The following is a 16791-nucleotide window of genomic DNA, read 5'->3' as shown; positions in this document are numbered from 1 at the left end:
AGAGGGGTTGCGTGGAAGGCTACAGAAGTCTGTGGCCGGCCTCGGTGATGTGAGCCGCTAGCACGGTGTGCGCCCCGTCGGCGGACCAAACCTCAGCGCGTGTGCTTTCTCGCGCGAGGTCCTCCCCGGTCAACGGGACACCTTGGTCCCACTGTGCCGGCCAGCTATGGAAACGGCGCACTTCGACCAACCCTCGCGCTGCCAGCGAGATCAGACCTGGCGCGAGGATGTCTGCGAGTTCCTGCAGTGTTGTCGCCTCGTGCCAGCGAAGCTCCCAGAGTGGCAGCGGCGAGTCCTCCAAGGGGTCCAGGACCAACACCTCGGAGTGGTCCAGCCATTCGTCGGCCAATTCTCCCCCTTCAGATGGATCGCTGCGGGAAGCATCCCACCTCGATGGCTCCCCGGCTCATGCGGCAGGACTGAACGCGGCCAAGCCGAAACAGGCGGCACGTCAGCGAGAGCACCAGTCCAGGATCGGCGGAACGCTGCGGGCGGTGCCGGATTCCGCCAGGTTTCGTACGGCATCGAACGAGTGGAGCGGGGTGAATCGGTACGGTTCCTGATCGTGACGTGGCGCAGGCCATGGTGACGGGGCCGCATGGATTGGTTAGGGTGGCCTGGCCGTGGTGTTCGGGAAGCCGGTGTGAGACCGGTGCGGCCCTCGCCACTGTGATCGGGATGCTGGAGGCCACCGCAAGGTCACTGGGCGTATGCCTGGGAAGGCCGGCCGCCGGCGCACCACCCGTCAGCCAGGAGACCGGCCACGGCACCTGCCCGACCCGTCCACGAGGTGCTGGAAGGTGGTCCCGCTGTGCGGTTCCCCGTGTCCTGGCGCGTTGCCGCGCCGCTGTCCGTTCTGCTCGCCCTGCTCGGCGGCTGTGCCGCGTCCGGTGACGACAAACCGGCCACCACGCCGTCCGTCACGGACGGGCCGGTCACGCTCACCAACTGTGGCACACCGGTCACGATCGCGAAGCCCCCGGCGCGGGCGGTGACGATGAACCAGCCCGCCACCGAGATCATGCTGGCGCTCGGCCTGCAGGACCGGATGATCGGCACCGCCTACCTCGACGACCGGGTCCTGCCCGAGTACGCCGCCGCATACGCGAAGGTGCCGGTGCTGGCCGAGGAGTACCCGTCGAAGGAGAAGCTGCTCGAGACGGAGCCGGACTTCGTCTACGCCTCCTTCGCCGGCGCGTTCGGCGACGAGGGGGTCGGCGACCGCGCCGAGTGGCAGAAGCTGGGCGTGGGCACGTATGTCTCCACCGCCGGCTGTCCGAAAGGCGTGCGACCGGCGAAGCTGACGATGGATGACGTGTTCGCCGAGATCCGTGACATCGCCGCGGTCTTCGGCGTGCGGGAGCGGGCCGAGGCGCTGATCGCCGACCAGCGGGCGCGTATCGCGAAGGCAGCGAGCGCCAAAGGCGGGAAGGTGCTGTGGTGGGACGACGGCAGCGACGCGCCCAGCGTCGGCGCCTGCTGCGGCAGCCCCGCCATGATCATGTCCGCGGCCGGGGTCACCAACGTCTTCGCCGATCTTGACGGCAGCTGGGCCGACACCAGCTGGGAGACCGTCGTCGAGCGCAACCCGGACGTCATCGTGCTCATCGACGCGAGCTGGAACAGGGCCGCTGACAAGCGAGCGTTCCTCGAGAAGAACCCAACGCTCAAAGACCTGCCCGCCGTCAAGGACAAGCGGTACGTCATCCTGGACTTCTCCTCCACCTCGGCGGGCGTGCGGAACGTTCTCGCCGTTGAGGCGTTGGCCCGGGGTCTCGGCGGGGTGAGCAGCTGACCGCCGACACCGCCCGGCCGGCGCAGGCCCCCGCGCGACCGGTCCGGGTGGTGCGCATGGTCGCCGCGGTGGTCACGCTCGTGGCCGGCCTGCTGCTGTCGGTGGGCGCTGCCGTGACGGTCGGGCCGGCGGACCTGTCGCTGGGCACGGTGTGGCTGGTCATCGCCGACCATCTCGGCCTGACGAGCGCCGACGTGCCGCTGCTGCGTGACCACATCGTGTGGCAGCTGCGGCTGCCGAGGGTGCTGGGCGCCGCCGTGGTCGGTGCCGGGCTCGCCGCCTGCGGGGCGGTCATGCAGACCGTCACCCGGAACCCGCTCGCCGACCCGTACCTGTTGGGCGTCTCCTCCGGGGCGTCGCTGGGCGCCGTCACCGTCCTGATCCTTGGCCTCGGCGCAGGTGTCGCGACGCTCACCGGGGGCGCGTTCGCGGGGGCCCTCGCCGCGTTCGCCGTCGTGGTCGCCGCCGCCGGTCGGCGGGCGGTCCTGCGACCGACGCGGGTGGTGCTGGCCGGCGTCGCCGTCGCACAGCTGTGCGCCGCGTTGACCTCGTTCGTGATCATCTGGGCGGCCGATCCGCACGCGACCCAGAGTATTACCTTCTGGCTGTCCGGCTCGCTCGCCCGCGCCGACTGGACCGCGCTCGGTTGGGCGACACCGGTGCTCGCAGCGGTGTTCGCCGTGATCCTGTGGCATGCCCGGGCGCTCAACGCATTCGCGTTCGGCGAGGAGGCCGCCGCCGCCCTCGGCATCGACGTCGGCCGGGTCCGGTGGCTGCTGCTGGTCACCACCGCGCTGCTGACCGCCGTGCTGGTCGCGATCAGCGGCGCGATCGGCTTCGTCGGGCTGATGCTGCCGCACGCCGCGCGATGGTTCACCGGCCCCGACCATCGGCGGCTGCTGCCGGTCGTCGTCCTCGCCGGAGCGATCTTCCTGATCTGGGTGGACACCGCTGCCCGGACCCTGTTCGAACCCCGCGAACTCCCGGTGGGCGTGCTGACCGCCCTGCTCGGGGTGCCCGCGTTCGTGGTACTGGTGCGCCGGCGGGACGGCGACGCCTAATGCTCGAGATCCGCGACGTCTCGTGGTCGGTGCCGGTCGCCCGGCTCCTCGACGGCGTGACCTGCGCGGCGCCGCGCGGCAGCCTGGTCGGCCTGCTCGGCCCCAACGGGTCCGGCAAGACCACCCTGCTACGCGTCGTCGCCGGCCTGATCGCGCCCCGGTCCGGGACCGTGACCGTCGCGGGCGACGACGTCGCCGGGCTGCCGCGGGCCGCCGCGGCAAGACGGATGGCCCTGCTCGCCCAGTACGCCGAGACCGACCTCGACCTGACCGCACTCGACGTCGTGCTACTCGGCCGCACCCCGCACCGTCGCTCCCGCTGGTCCGACAGCGACACCGACCGGGCGGTCGCGGCCGAGGCCCTCAAGCGCGTCGATATGAGCGGATACGCCCACCGCAGGTGGCAGACACTGTCCGGCGGCGAACGCCAACGGGTGCAGCTCGCCCGCGCCCTGGCCCAGGAGCCGGAACTCCTGCTGCTCGACGAGCCCACCAACCACCTCGACATCGGCCACCAGTTGCAGCTGCTGCACCTGGTCCGCCGCAGCGGCATCACCACCCTCGCCGCACTGCACGACCTCAACCTGGCCGCGATGTTCTGCGACCACGTGGTGGTGCTGCACCACGGCCGGGTGGTCGCCTCCGGACCACCCGCCGGAGTGCTGACGCCCGAACTGCTCGCCGACGTCTACGCCGTGGACGCCGACGTCACCATGGACGACGGACGTCCGGTCATCACCTACCGGCCACCAGCATTCTGAACGTCCTGCGTGTGAGGGCACGTCACCGGAGGATCCGCCACCGAATCTGCACACTTCGCACACCCGACGCCCCGGCCGGACTCTCTACGGTCGGGGCATGCGGGTCCTGATGATATTGCCGGCGCTGACCGAGGCGACCAGTCCGCTGTTCCGGCCGATCAAGTACTCCCTGTTCCCGCCGCTGGGCCTGGCCACGCTGGCCGCGTATCTGCCCGGCGGCGACGACGTGCGCGTCGTCGACGAGCACGTCGAGCGCTTCGACCCCGCCGAGGCCGCGCTGCCGGACCTCGTGGTGATCCAGGTGTACATCACCTCGGCGCGCCGCTCCTACGAGCTCGCCGACTGGTACCGTGCCCGCGGCGTGTTCGTGGCCCTCGGCGGCCTGCACGTGACGTCGCTGCCGGACGAGGCGGCCGGCCACGCCGACGCGATCTTTCTCGGTCCCGGGGAGGACACCTGGCCCGCGTTCCTGGCGGACCTGAGGCGTCGGGCGCCGCTCAGGCGGTACACCTCGAAGGAACGGACCCTGGCGAGGCTGCCCCGAATCCGCCGGGACCTGATCCAGCGGCACCGGTACCTCGTGCCCAACTCGATCGTCGTGACGCGCGGCTGCCCGCACCACTGCGACTTCTGCTACAAGGACGCGTTCTTCGAGGGCGGGAAGTCGTTCTACACACAGGCCGTCGACGACGCGCTCGCCGAGATCGAGCGGCTGCCCGGCCGGCACCTGTACTTCCTCGACGACCATCTGTTCGGCAACCGCCGCTTCGCCGCCGAGCTGTTCGAGGGCATGCGGGGGATGGGCCGGGTGTTCCAGGCGGCGTCCACGGTGGACGCCGTGCTGGCGCCGGACCTGCTGGAGGCGGCCGTGGAGGCCGGGCTGCGCAGCCTGTTCGTCGGCTTCGAGTCGGTCAACGCGGCCAACCTCGCCGCGCAACGCAAGCGGCAGAACATCGGGCGGGACTACGCCGCCGTCGCGCGGCGCATCCACGACGCGGGCGCGATGGTGAACGCGAGCTTCGTGTTCGGCATGGACGAGGACGGGCCGGACGTGTTCGACCGGACCGTGGAGTGGGCGGTGTCGCAGGGGATCGAGACCGCGACGTTCCACATCATGACGCCCTACCCCGGGACCGGGCTCTTCCGCCGCATCGAGGCCGAGGGGCGCATCGTCCACCGCGATTGGGACCTGTACGACACCCGGCACGTGGTCTACGAGCCGCGCGGGATGACGGCCCGCCAGCTCGAGGACGGCTACTGGCGCGCCTACCAGGACTTCTACCGGTGGGGCGCGCTGTGGCGGGGCGCGGCCGCCCACGAGCGCCCCGGCGACCGGCTGCGTCACCTGGCGTACGCCGGGGGCTGGAAGAAGTTCGAGCGGGTCTGGGACGCCCTGATCCGCACGCGGCAGGTGCTGCACGCGTTGCCGCTGCTGGAGACGGCGTTGAGCAGCTTCGGCGCCCGTCGCCCGATGCGTTCGCGGCCACGCGAGCGTGCGACGATCGCCGCATGACGACGGCTGTGCCAGGCGCCGGGATCATGGGCGCGGCGGTCGTCCGTAACTGGCTCAAAGTGCGCGCGGCGAAACTCCAGGTCAACGACGGCTCCACCATCACCGTTAGGTGGAAAAATGATGATAAGTCCGAAAAATCCGGTTCCACAGCGCCGGGTTTCGGGGAGTTGCCGGCCCAGCCGCCGATTGCCCGCCGCCGGCTGCTGATCGTGGGCGGGGCCGCCGCGGCGGCGCTCGCCGGCTGCGGCGGCCCGACCCGGCGGTTGCCGCTCCCGGGCGCGGCGTCGCCGTCGGCCGGATCGACGGCCTGGTCGATCCCGGTGTCGCTGCCGGAGCCGTGGGCCACGCCGCCGGTCACCCGGTACGACGCCGGGCTGCGCGCCGCGGTGTCCCGCTACCTGCGGCCGACCCCCGAGCATCCGGCGCATCCGCTGTATCCCGGCGCGGTCGCCTTCGCCGCCGTCGACGGGCGGGTCGCCGCCCACTTCGCCGTCGGCGACGCGGTCCGCTACGCCGCGGACAGGACGGAGCTGCCGGCGGCCGAGCGCGTGCAGGCCCGTCCGGACACCGTCTACGACCTGGCGTCGCTGACCAAGGTGTTCACCGCGGTGCTCGCCCTGCGTCTGGTCGAGCGCGGCCGGCTGGACCTGGACGCCCCCGCCTCGCGATACCTGCCGTCCTTTGCCGGCAAGCGGGGAATCACGGTGCAGATGCTGTTCACCCACACGTCCGGCCTGTCCAAGGACACACCGCTGGCCGGCGGCTCCCCGGCCGACCGGCTGGAGCACGTGCTGCGCGAGCCGCCGGTCGCCGCGCCCGGGTCCGGATTCCTCTACGCCGACCAGAATTTCATCGCCCTCGGGGCGATCGTCGCCGAGCTGACCGGCGAGCGCCTCGACACCCTGGTCCGCACCGAGATCGCCGCACCGCTGGGCATGGCCGACACCGGCTACCTCCCGCCGCGGGAGATGCTGCCCCGCATCGCCGCCACCGAGGGCCCGCTGCGCGGTGCCGTCCACGACCCGGCCGCGGCCGCGTTCGGCGGCGTGTCCGGGCACGCCGGGCTGTTCGGCACGGCCGCCGACCTGGGCCTGTTCGGCCGGGCGCTGTTGTCCGGCGGCGGCCCGCTGCTGCGCCCGGAGACGGTGGAGCGGATGCGCGCCAACGCCAACGCCCGGTTCGGGCCGTCGGCGCAGCACGGGCTGGGCGTCGACGTCGACCAGCCGTGGTACATGGGCCGCCTGGCCGGCCACGGCGCCTTCGGCCACACCGGCTTCACCGGCACGTCGATCGTGCTGGAGCCGCGCCGGAAGGTGGTGCTCGTGCTGCTGACCAACCGGGTGCATCCGGACGCGGCCTGGGGCGGCAACAACGCCGCCCGCAAGGCCGCCGCCGACGTGCTCGCCGGCTGACTCGGCCGAGTACGCATTGCGGATCTCCTGATCGGCGTCGAAGGGAATGGTTGCCTTTCGGTTGCGGTACTCCGGGCGGCGCTCGGCGCGACGATGAAGAGGCCATGGGGGTACTGCGGCGTCTTGCGCGGCTGCTGCCGAGCGGGCATCCGCTGCCGGAGCGTGAGTGGAGCCTGCGCCACCGGGCGATCCTGTGGATCCTCGCGGCGCAGGTCGCCGGGCTGTTCGGCTTCGCCCTGCTGCGGCACCGCTCGGCCGGGTCCGCGCTGCTGGCCGTGATCCCGCTCCTGGTCGCCCTCGCGGCGGCGGCCCAGCCGGTGTTCTCCCGCAACGCGCGGGCGTCGGCGGCGACGTTCGGGCTGATGGGCAGCTCGGCCGTGCTCGTGCAGCTCGGCGACGGCATGACCGAGATGCACTTCCACTTCTTCGTCATGCTCGTGGTGATCACATTTTATCAGGAATGGCGGGCGTTCCTGCTGGCCGCCGGATTTGTGCTGGTCGAGCACGCGGTCGTCGGCGTCCTGTGGCCGCAGACGGTCTACAGCCACTCCGACGCCTGGCACCACCCGCTGCGCTGGGCGGTGATCCATGCGGTGTTCATCGCCGGTGCGGCCGCCGCGGCGATCGTGAACTGGAGCTTCGCGGATCGCGCCCAGGACGCCGAGCGGCGCATCGCGGCCCGGCTGGAGTACGAGGCCGGGCACGACCCGCTCACCGGCGCGCTGAACCGCCGCGAGTTCGACCGGAAGCTCGCCGCCGCCGGCCCGGGCGCCCACGCGCTGGTCTGCCTCGACCTGGACCGGTTCAAGATTGTCAACGACAGCTGCGGCCACGCCGCCGGCGACACGCTGCTGTGCCAGGTCACCGACCTGATGCGGGAGCGGCTGCAGGCGGACGACGTGCTGGCCCGGGTCGGCGGCGACGAGTTCGTCGTCCTGCTGCGCCACTGCACCGTCGAGCACGCGGCCGGGGTCGCCGAGGGCATCCGCAAGGCGGTCGCCGGCTACCGCTTCCTGTACCAGGGCCGGGTCTTCTCGCTCGGCGTCAGCGCGGGCGTCGCGGCGCTGGCCGACGGCGACGACCCGCAGAACGCGCTGCTCGCCGCGGACGCCGCCTGTTACGCCGCCAAGCACCGCGGCCGCAACCGGGTGCACGTGGTCTCCGACGGCGACGTCCAGCTCGACCGGCAGCGCGACCAGGCACACTGGGCCGAGCGGCTGATGAACGCGATCAACCGCGACGAGCTGGTGCTGTACTACCAGCCGATCGTGCCCACGGGCGGCCCCGGCACCGGCGAGGGCGCGTTCGGCGAGTTGCTGGTGCGCATGCGCGGCGAGGACGGCGAGCTCATCGGCCCGGGCGTGTTCCTGCCGGCGGCCGAGCGGTACAACCTGATGGCCTCGATCGACCGCTGGGTCATCGGCGCCGCGTTCACCCGCCTCGGCCAGCGCTATCGCGCCGGTGCCCCGGCCGGCGAGACCTTCTCGATCAACCTCTCCGGCGGCTCGCTGGGCGAACCCCGGCTGCTGGCCTTCATCCGCGACCAGCTCGCGCTGCACCGCATCCCGCCCGGCACCGTGTGCTTCGAGGTGACCGAGACCGTCGCGGTCGGCGACGTCGGCCTGGCGGTCGCGTTCATCGCCGAGCTGCGGGCGCTGGGCTGCCGCTTCGCCCTGGACGACTTCGGCAGCGGGCTGTCGGGCTTCACCTACCTCAAGCAGTTCCCGGTGGACTTCTTGAAGATCGACGGTACCTTCGTGCGCGGTATCGTCGCCGACCCGGTGGACCGGGCCATGGTCGAGGCCGTCAACCGCATCGGCCACGAGATGGGGCTGCGCACGATCGCCGAGTTCGTCGAGGATGCCGTGGTGCTCGACGCGCTGCGGTCGATCGGCGTCGATTTCGCGCAGGGGTACGGCACCGGCATCCCGGTCCCGTTCGACGACTGGCTCGCCGTCACGAGCCGCCCCCGGTCGCTGCTGCCCGCCGCCCATCCCTAGCCGCATGGCGGCGCAGCCACAGGTTGCGCCGCCCGCCGCGCGCGTGGGCGCTGATGATCGGTTCCGCGCCGGCCGACGCCTGGTCAGCCTTCGGTCTAGCGGCGATGGAGCCGGCTCAACCGCGCCTTGACGAGTTCGAACGCAAAGTCGATGGTGGGTCTGGCCGCGGTCCGGCGGCGCCGGTTCCGGCCGAGCCGGCGCATTGGTTTCCGTCGCTGTTCTGTGCTGCCGGCCCTCCGGCCCGCCCCATCATCTTCGCGCCCGCCCGAGCTGCATGTGGAGGTGCCGCAGCCGGGTAGGCCGCTGACAAAGGAGTACGAGATGAACGACAACATCCGTGCGTGGAAGGACCCCGCCTACCGGGCGACGCTCGGGGCCGCCGAGCGGGCCGCCATGCTCGACAACCCGGTGGGCGCGGTCGCCGACCCCGAGCCGGACCTGGCCCCGATCTTCGGTGGGGGCGACCGTCCCTTCACGTTCCGCACCTGCTTCACCTGCGACTGGGCCTGCGGCCCGAACACGAGGAACATCGCGTGCACCACGTGGCCGTTCTGCTGAACAAAAGCGCTGATCGGCAGTCAACCGGGGTGGGTGTCGTGCGGACGATACCCACCCCGGGGACGGAAGGCGGAACATGTTCGAGCACATTCTCAATGCGCCGACCTGGTGGCATGGCCTGACCCGCGCCGAACGGGCGGACGCCCCGTTGACCCTCACCGACGAAGAACGTGATCATGGCCGCCGACGGTGGGCGGCCTGGCGCGACGGCCACATCCTGGGGAACAAGGACATACGGCTGGATCGATGGGAGCGCCTTGGGTTGACCGGGGAGCAGGTAGTCGAACTGCTCGCCGAACCGGCCGAGTCGCTGGCCGCGCGGCTCCCCGGCCGGCCACCCTGGCTGGACGTGATCGCCGAGGCCTGGCAGTCGTTCGGGTCGGCCCGTCTCGAGGACTTCCTGACCGATGACCCGCGAACCGGCGCCGGCCACCACGGCCGCGGTCCCGGCAACCGCGTCGCGAACGAGGCATTCCTGCACCTGATCACGCCGTTGCTGGCCTGGACGCGGCAGGAGTTGCGCGCCCGGATGGCCGAGGTGTCGGCCCGGCACGGGCGCGAGTACTGCCCACCGCTGGACCACCCGCTGCTGCGGCCACCGACGGCCCGGCTCATCCACATGATCATTTTTGTCATGATCCTGGAGGTGAACGTCGCCCGGGTGGAGGGGCGGCTCACCGGCGAGACGCCGGGCCAGCGCATGGCCTCGTTCCTCGATCAGATCCGCGAGCCGGAGTCCGCGCTGCGCATCCTCGCCGAGTACCCTGTGCTCGGCCGTGAGCTCGCCATCTGCGTGTCGATCGCGATACAGGCCCGGACCGAGCTCGTCGACCGGCTCCTCACCGACCTGCCCGCCCTGCGGGCGGCGTTCGGCGGCCGTTGGCGAGGGCTGGCCGACGTCGCCGAGTTCGAGCTCGGCGGCGCGGACACCCACCGCGGCGGCCGGGCCGAGGTGACCATCACCTTCACCGACGGGCGCAAGGTGGTCTACAAGCCGCGCAGCCTTCGCGTGGAGGTCCACTTCAACCAGGCCGTCGACTGGCTCAACGTCAAGGGCCTGCGCCATCCGCTCCGGACGCTGATCGTGATCGACAGGGGCGACTACGGCTGGGAGGAGCATGTCGCCGCCGCATCGTGCGAGGACCGGGAGCAGGTGGACCGCTTCTTCTGGCGGCACGGCGCGTACCTCGCGGTCTTCCACGCGATGTGCGGCTCGGGCATGCATCCGGACAACGTCGTCGCGGCGGGCGAGCATCCGGTCGTCGCCGACCTCGAGGCGATCTTCCAGGTGCGCCCCCGAGGGACCGCGCAGCGGCCGCCGCCACTGGCCATCGGCGAGGCGCCACGATGGCTCAGGGAGTCGGTCCTGCGGATCGGCCTGCTGCCGGACCGGATCATCACCTCAGATCGGGACGGCGTCCACGACGCCGAGGTCAGCGGGCTGGCCGGCGGCGGGCAGCTCTCCCCGGGCCAGGTGCCGATGCCGGTAGGAGGCGGCACCGACGAGGTGCACATCGTGCGCGACCGGCGCGAGATGCCCGAGTCGAACAACCGGGCGAGGCTGAACGGCAGTCCGGTCGATCCGCTGGCCCGCACCGGCATCCTCGCGGCCGGCTTCGAGGCGTGCTACCGGATCATCCTGACCAACCGCGGCGAGCTCCTCGCCCCGGATGGCCCGATCGCCCAGTTCCGCGCCGACGAGGTGCGCTTCATCCCGCGCCCGACCAGCACGTACGCCCGGCTGCAGACCGAGTCGTACCATCCCGACCTGCTCCGCGACTCGCTCGACCGCGAGATCTTCTTCGAGGTGCTCTCATCCGGGCTCGCCGGCCTTCCGGATCGCGACCTGGTGCTGGCCAGCGAGCAACGCCAGCTCGCCGATCAGGACATCCCGTCGTTTCACACCACCCCCGGCTCGGTGGACCTGTACGACGGATACGGCCTGATCGCGCGCGATTTCTTGGAGATGAGCGGGCTGGACGCGGTCCGGGCGAGGATCGGTGCGATGTCCGAGCGGGACCTGCTGCGGCAGCTCTGGTGCATCCGCGCCGCCATGTCCGGGCTGGCCGTGGGCACTCCCGTCCCCGGGCGGGTTGAGCCCACGCCGCTGCCCGCGGCGCCGATCGACACCGAGCTCGCGGTTCGGGCGGCACGGTCGGTCGCCGACCGGCTGCTCGACGCCGCCCTGGTCGCCGGGGGCGAGGCGCCGTCCTGGCTGTCGGTGAACCTCCTCGGGGACCGCTTCTGGACGGTCGGGCCCGCTGGGCTCGACGTGCACAGCGGACTGCCGGGTGTGGCGCTGTTCCTCGCGCAGCTCGGTGCGGTCACCGGGGACGCGAGGTACCGTCGACCGGCTGAACGGATCGCCCAGCAACTCGTCGAGGTGACAGCGCGGCTCGCCGACCGCCGGGACCTCGCCGACACCCTGCCGATCGGCGGGTACACCGAGCTCGGGGGGCTGGTCTACACGCTGGGCCGGCTCGCCGTGGTGTGGCGCGAGCCGGCGCTCGCGGACGCCGCCCGGGCGGCCGCCGCGATGTGCCGGGACCGTTTCGCCGAGGACAAGGCCCTCGACGTCATCGGCGGTACCGCCGGAGCGGCGCTCGCGATCCTCGCCCTGCACCACGCCCATCCCGATGAGAGCACCTTCGATGCCATCAAGGCCGCCGGGGCCGTCATCGCCGATCGGGCGATCGAGGTGCCGGGCGGAATTGGATGGCGGGCGGAGTTCGAGGACGCGCCGGCGCTGCTGGGGTTCTCGCACGGGGCCAGTGGGATCGGGTATGCGCTGGCTCGGATTTCCGAGGTTACCGGGGATGGCCGGCTGGTGGACCTGTGTGGGCGGGCGCTGGGCTTCGAGCGGTACCACCTGTCGCCGGAGCGGCGCAACTGGCCTGATCTGCGGACGGTCAACGCGTCCGGCGGTTTCATGAACGCCTGGTGTCACGGCGCGGGCGGTATCGGCCTGGCCCGTGCCGCGATGCTGCGGCTACCCGGCCTGTCGGGGTGGCATGACCTGATCCGCGAGGATCTGCGGATCGCGACCGGCCGGGTCCGTGACGATCTGGTGAGCGAGGCACGCTACACCGGCACGGGCAACGACTCGCTCTGCCACGGCGATCTCGGCCTGGTCGAGACGCTGCTGGCGGCCGGGCCGGCACTCGGCGAACCAGACACCGCCGACCTGGCCCGCCGCTGCGCCCGGGCCATCGCCGAACGAGTACTGGACGGCACACCCCGGCCCGGCGTCCCACAACACGTCAGCACACCAGGCCTGCTGATGGGACTCGCCGGCATCGGCTACGGACTACTCCGGACAGCGATACCGGACCGGGTCCCGAACGTCCTGCTGCTGGACGCAGCACCCGCCTGAGCAGCCGTACCGCCTCCCGCGACGATCCGGGCACCACCGCCAAGGTGCCCGGATCGCCCGCCTATCGCGCAGGGTAGGCCGTCGACGAGGTGCCAGCTGTACTGGCCCTTTTCCGACGGCCCAACTTCGCCCTGTGGACGGCTTTCCCGTCCTCCCTGGCCGGTCGTGACTCCGACTACTACGGGGCCTCCGTCGCCGTAGGGCTCGCGCCCAGTAGGCGATCCCGCGTTCGTCTTCGGCATACGTGACAGCGCGACGTAGGCGTCCCACTCATCTCCTTGAATGCCCTCATTGGGCATCGCCTGCGGCCAGGGGGTTGCACCGACGTACAGGCCGCAGCGCCGGTTTCAGGCGTCTTTCCGGCGGACGTTTCGTTGCGTCGAGCGGAGATTGGGCTTCAGGCAATCCAGCTTTCGCCACATCGCGCGGGTCCCCCAGCGCGCCGCTCCGTAGGCGCTGGTTCTCCGGGTTGTCGCAGTACCAGCGCCGCTGAGGTGATCACCGATAAGCCACCGGTCCTCGCCGCGGTGCCTCACACCCGAATCCCGCAAGAGCCCCTATCGCGGGAGAACCAGACGTGGTCGATGCTCCGGGGCAGACCACGCCGCACGGTCGACGTCGGTCTCTCGATCGTGCCCGGCCGGCGCGAGCAGCAGGACATCGGGCACCTGGTCCGGTATCGCTGTCCGGAGTAGTCCGTAGCCGATGCCGGCGAGTCCCATCAGCAGGCCTGGTGTGCTGACGTGTTGTGGGACGCCGGGCCGGGGTGTGCCGTCCAGTACTCGTTCGGCGATGGCCCGGGCGCAGCGGCGGGCCAGGTCGGCGGTGTCTGGTTCGCCGAGTGCCGGCCCGGCCGCCAGCAGCGTCTCGACCAGGCCGAGATCGCCGTGGCAGAGCGAGTCGTTGCCCGTGCCGGTGTAGCGTGCCTCGCTCACCAGATCGTCACGGACCCGGCCGGTCGCGATCCGCAGATCCTCGCGGATCAGGTCATGCCACCCGGACAGGCCGGGTAGCCGCAGCATCGCGGCACGGGCCAGGCCGATACCGCCCGCGCCGTGACACCAGGCGTTCATGAAACCGCCGGACGCGTTGACCGTCCGCAGATCAGGCCAGTTGCGCCGCTCCGGCGACAGGTGGTACCGCTCGAAGCCCAGCGCCCGCCCACACAGGTCCACCAGCCGGCCATCCCCGGTAACCTCGGAAATCCGAGCCAGCGCATACCCGATCCCACTGGCCCCGTGCGAGAACCCCAGCAGCGCCGGCGCGTCCTCGAACTCCGCCCGCCATCCAATTCCGCCCGGCACCTCGATCGCCCGATCGGCGATGACGGCCCCGGCGGCCTTGATGGCATCGAAGGTGCTCTCATCGGGATGGGCGTGGTGCAGGGCGAGGATCGCGAGCGCCGCTCCGGCGGTACCGCTGATCACATCAAGCACCTCGTCCGCGGCGAAGCGGTCCCGGCACATCGCCGCGGCTTGCCGAGCCGCATCGATGAGCGCAGGCTCACCCAGCACGTCCGCGAGCTGGCTCAGCACGTAGACAAGGCCACCGAGCTCGCTGAACCCGCCGATGGCCAGCCCGGCACCGCGCCCATCGACGGCGGCGAGCTTTCCGGTCACGTCGGCGAGTTGCTGAGCAAGCTGATCGGCGGGCCGGCGGAACCGGACGTCGCCGGTGACCGCGCCGAGGTGGGCAAGGAACAGCGCCACACCGGAGATTCCCGTGTAGAGGTCGAGGCCGGCGTGCCCAACCTTCCAGAAGCGGTCGCCGATGAAGTTCACCGACAGCCACGACGGTGCCTCGTCGCCGACACTGAGCGCGGCATCCAGCAGCAGGCCGGCGACCGACCTGGCCGCCCGGATCGCCAGATCCGCGTCGATCGGCGCGTCGGGCAGCGGCCTGGGTTCGATGGTTTCGGAGTTGGGTGTCCCGACCGTGAGCCCGGACATCGAAGCGCGGATGCACCAGAGCTGCCGCAGCAGGTCCCGCTCGGACATCGCACCGATCCTCGTCCGGACCGCGTCCAGCCCGCTCGTCTGCAGGAAGTCGCGCGCGACCACGCCGCGGCCGTCGTGGAGGTCCGTCGAGCCGGGGGTGGTATGGAAAGCCGGGATGTCCTGGTCGGCAAGCTGACGCTGCTCACTCGCGAGCAGGGCATCTCGGTCCGGCAGGCCGACGAATCCGGACGAGAGCACCTCGAAGAAGATTTCGCGGTCGAGGGCGTCGCGCAGGAGGTCCGGATGCCACGACTCCATCTGGATCCGGCTGTACGTCATGGTGGGGCGCGGGATGAAACGCACCTCGTCGTCGCGAAACCGCGTGATCGGGCCCTCCTCGGCCAGCAGGTCCCGGCGCCGTGCCGCGATGATCCGGTAGCACTCCGTGAACCCGTTGACGAGGGTGCCGGTGTGGGCCAGGGCGTGGACCGGGCGGCCGTTCAGGTGTACGCGATTCTGCGTCTCCTGCATCTCGCGCCGGTCCCGCACCACGCGCACCTCGTCGGTACCACTGCCGACGTAGGTGAGCAGGCGGCCGGGCGAGAGCTGGCCGCCTCCGCCGGCGAGTCCGCTGACCTCCGCGTCGTAGACGCCCTCCTCGTCGATGGTGATGATCCGCTCGGGCAGGAGGCCGATGCGCAGCACCGAGTCGCGCACCACCTGCGGAGCCTCGCCGAGGACGAAGGGGGCCGACTGGTCACCGGTCGCCCGGGGCGGCACCTGGAAGATGGCCTCCAGGTCCACCACGATCGGGTGCTCGCCCGCCGCGATGACGTTCTCCAAGTGCATGTCGGAGCCGCAGAGCGCGTAGAAGAGCGCGAGGTAGGCGCCCTGCCGCCAGAAGAACCGGGCCACCTGCTCTTCGTCCGCACACGACGCGGCGGCGACATGCTCCACCCAGCCGTACTCGCCGCGGTCCAGGACTCGCAACGGCCGAAGCGGATGGCGCAGGCCGCTCGCGTTGAGCCAGTCGAGGAGTTCGTTGAAGTGGACCTCCACGCGGAGGCTGCGTGGCTTGTAGACGAGCTTGCGGCCATCGGTGAAGGTGAGGATCGCAACCGTATGGCCGCCGCGGTGGGTGTCCCCGGCACCGAATTGGACGTCGGCGAGGCAGTCGAGTCCGTGCCATGACCCGTCGAAGGTCTCACGGAGCACGGCGAGGTCGGTGAGCAGGCGCTCGACGAACTCGGCGCGGATGTCCACCGCGGTGCGCACACAGGTGACCAGCTCCCGGGCGAGCACGGAGTACTCGGCGAGCATGCCCAGCGCCGTCTGCGGTGTGCGGATCTGCTCGACGAAGGCGGCCATCCGTTCGCTCGGCGTTGCGCCGCCCAGCCGGCCCTCCAGCCGGGCGACGTTCACCTCCAGGATCATCATCGAGGTGATCATGCTCAGAAGGCGATCCAGCGGTGGTTGGAACAGGGCGTTGTCCGGTGGAAGACTCTCGTCACCGGGCCCGTGGCGGGCGGCCAGTTCGGCCATCCGGCGAGCGAACTCCTGCCCGCCCCAGGCCAGCAGCGGCGCGATGAGGTTGAGGAATTCCACGTTCGCGGCCTGACCGTCCGGCGCCGGGTGGTCATGGCCGTCGTGGGTACAGCCCGACCCGGGACCATGGATCCCCAGGTCTTCCAGCCGCACCGACCCGAAGCGCCGCCAGGCGTCCGTGATCACGTCCAGCCAGGCCGGGCGGTCGGGGAGCCGGGCGGCGACCGACTCGGGCGGTTCGCCCAGCAGATCGATGATCCGCTCCTCGGTGAGGCCCAGTCGTTCCCACCGGTCCAGTTGTATGTCCGTGCCGCGCAGAATGTGCCCGCCACGCCAGGCTTCCCGGCGGCGCCGGCCGTAGTCGCGCTGTTCTTCGGTCATGGACGGTGTGCCGGCGGCCCGTTCGGATCGGGTCAGGCCACGCCACCAGTCCGGTGCATGGAGATGCTGCTCGAACATGTTTCCGCCTTGTCTTCGAACCGGATGTGGTTCAGCGATCCGTTCCCGGCCCTCCGGCCCGGAGCGAACGCCCTCAGCGCGACGCCACCCCGGGCCTTCGGGTATGTCACTTCGTCAGCACTCGCACGTCCAGCACGTGTAGCAAGTCCAGTTCGGGATGTGGTTGCACGTGAAGCAGGTGCGGAAGGTGATCGGCGCGGTGCCGCAGCAGCCGATGGTCGCCGTGGATGACGAATCCGCGCCGCGGGTCGCGTCCATGACGACATCGGGAAGCTCGACCACGCCGACCGGATGGGTCGGCAGCAGCGCGAGCTCGTCCTCGTCGAGCGCGGCCCGCAGGACCGGGTCTTTCCATACCCGAGCGGTGTAGCTCACAG

General features: G+C 71.3%; 10 protein-coding genes and 1 riboswitch. Of the genes, 8 read left to right on the top strand and 2 right to left on the bottom strand.

From position 1 onward, the window contains the following. Positions 1-607 precede the first annotated feature (607 nt). Positions 608-780: riboswitch (cobalamin riboswitch) on the top strand. 31 nt (positions 781-811) lie between these two features. The 8 genes from ACQPY0_RS42645 to ACQPY0_RS42610 all read left to right on the top strand — a co-directional run bounded on the left by ACQPY0_RS42645 (position 812) and on the right by ACQPY0_RS42610 (position 12473). After that, on the top strand, positions 812-1795 hold the full coding sequence (locus ACQPY0_RS42645; protein ID WP_432974302.1) for an ABC transporter substrate-binding protein: 984 nt from the start codon (positions 812-814) through the stop codon (positions 1793-1795). Between the two features lie 56 nt (positions 1796-1851). Further along, positions 1852-2856 carry a FecCD family ABC transporter permease gene (locus tag ACQPY0_RS42640; RefSeq protein WP_432974300.1) on the top strand — a complete coding sequence of 335 codons (1005 nt, stop codon included), beginning with the start codon at positions 1852-1854 and terminating at the stop codon, positions 2854-2856. Then, positions 2856-3617 (top strand): ABC transporter ATP-binding protein, encoded by a 762-nt coding sequence (locus tag ACQPY0_RS42635; protein WP_432974298.1) that lies wholly within the window; start codon positions 2856-2858, stop codon positions 3615-3617. Before ACQPY0_RS42640 ends, ACQPY0_RS42635 begins: the two co-directional genes overlap by 1 nt. 97 nt (positions 3618-3714) lie before the next feature. Continuing rightward, positions 3715-5130, top strand: a complete 1416-nt coding sequence (locus ACQPY0_RS42630) for a B12-binding domain-containing radical SAM protein (protein ID WP_432974296.1) — start codon at positions 3715-3717, stop codon at positions 5128-5130. Continuing rightward, the gene (locus ACQPY0_RS42625; protein ID WP_432974294.1) at positions 5127-6542 is read left to right on the top strand and encodes a serine hydrolase domain-containing protein; all 1416 of its coding nucleotides are present in this window, start codon (positions 5127-5129) and stop codon (positions 6540-6542) included. Before ACQPY0_RS42630 ends, ACQPY0_RS42625 begins: the two co-directional genes overlap by 4 nt. Before the next feature lie 104 nt (positions 6543-6646). Then, complete coding sequence (locus ACQPY0_RS42620; RefSeq protein ID WP_432974292.1) at positions 6647-8542, top strand: putative bifunctional diguanylate cyclase/phosphodiesterase; 1896 nt, start codon at positions 6647-6649, stop codon at positions 8540-8542. Positions 8543-8863: 321 nt separating this feature from the next. After that, positions 8864-9100: a mersacidin/lichenicidin family type 2 lantibiotic gene (locus tag ACQPY0_RS42615; protein WP_432974290.1), complete on the top strand. Its 237-nt coding sequence runs from the start codon at positions 8864-8866 to the stop codon at positions 9098-9100. A 76-nt stretch (positions 9101-9176) separates the two neighbouring features. After that, on the top strand, positions 9177-12473 hold the full coding sequence (locus tag ACQPY0_RS42610; protein ID WP_432974288.1) for a type 2 lanthipeptide synthetase LanM family protein: 3297 nt from the start codon (positions 9177-9179) through the stop codon (positions 12471-12473). Positions 12474-13030: 557 nt separating this feature from the next. Here ACQPY0_RS42610 and ACQPY0_RS42605 read toward each other — a convergent pair. Together ACQPY0_RS42605 and ACQPY0_RS42600 are read right to left on the bottom strand one after the other, a co-directional pair. Next, positions 13031-16414, bottom strand: a complete 3384-nt coding sequence (locus ACQPY0_RS42605) for a type 2 lanthipeptide synthetase LanM family protein (RefSeq protein WP_432974286.1) — start codon at positions 16412-16414, stop codon at positions 13031-13033. 114 nt (positions 16415-16528) lie between these two features. Beyond that, the gene (locus tag ACQPY0_RS42600; protein ID WP_432974284.1) at positions 16529-16789 is read right to left on the bottom strand and encodes a mersacidin/lichenicidin family type 2 lantibiotic; all 261 of its coding nucleotides are present in this window, start codon (positions 16787-16789) and stop codon (positions 16529-16531) included. Positions 16790-16791: the final 2 nt, after the last annotated feature.

Origin of the sequence: Dactylosporangium sp. CA-233914 (genome assembly GCF_050942935.1) — a bacterium.
Classification (GTDB): domain Bacteria; phylum Actinomycetota; class Actinomycetes; order Mycobacteriales; family Micromonosporaceae; genus Dactylosporangium.
This window is presented reverse-complemented; position numbering and strand designations above follow the sequence as displayed.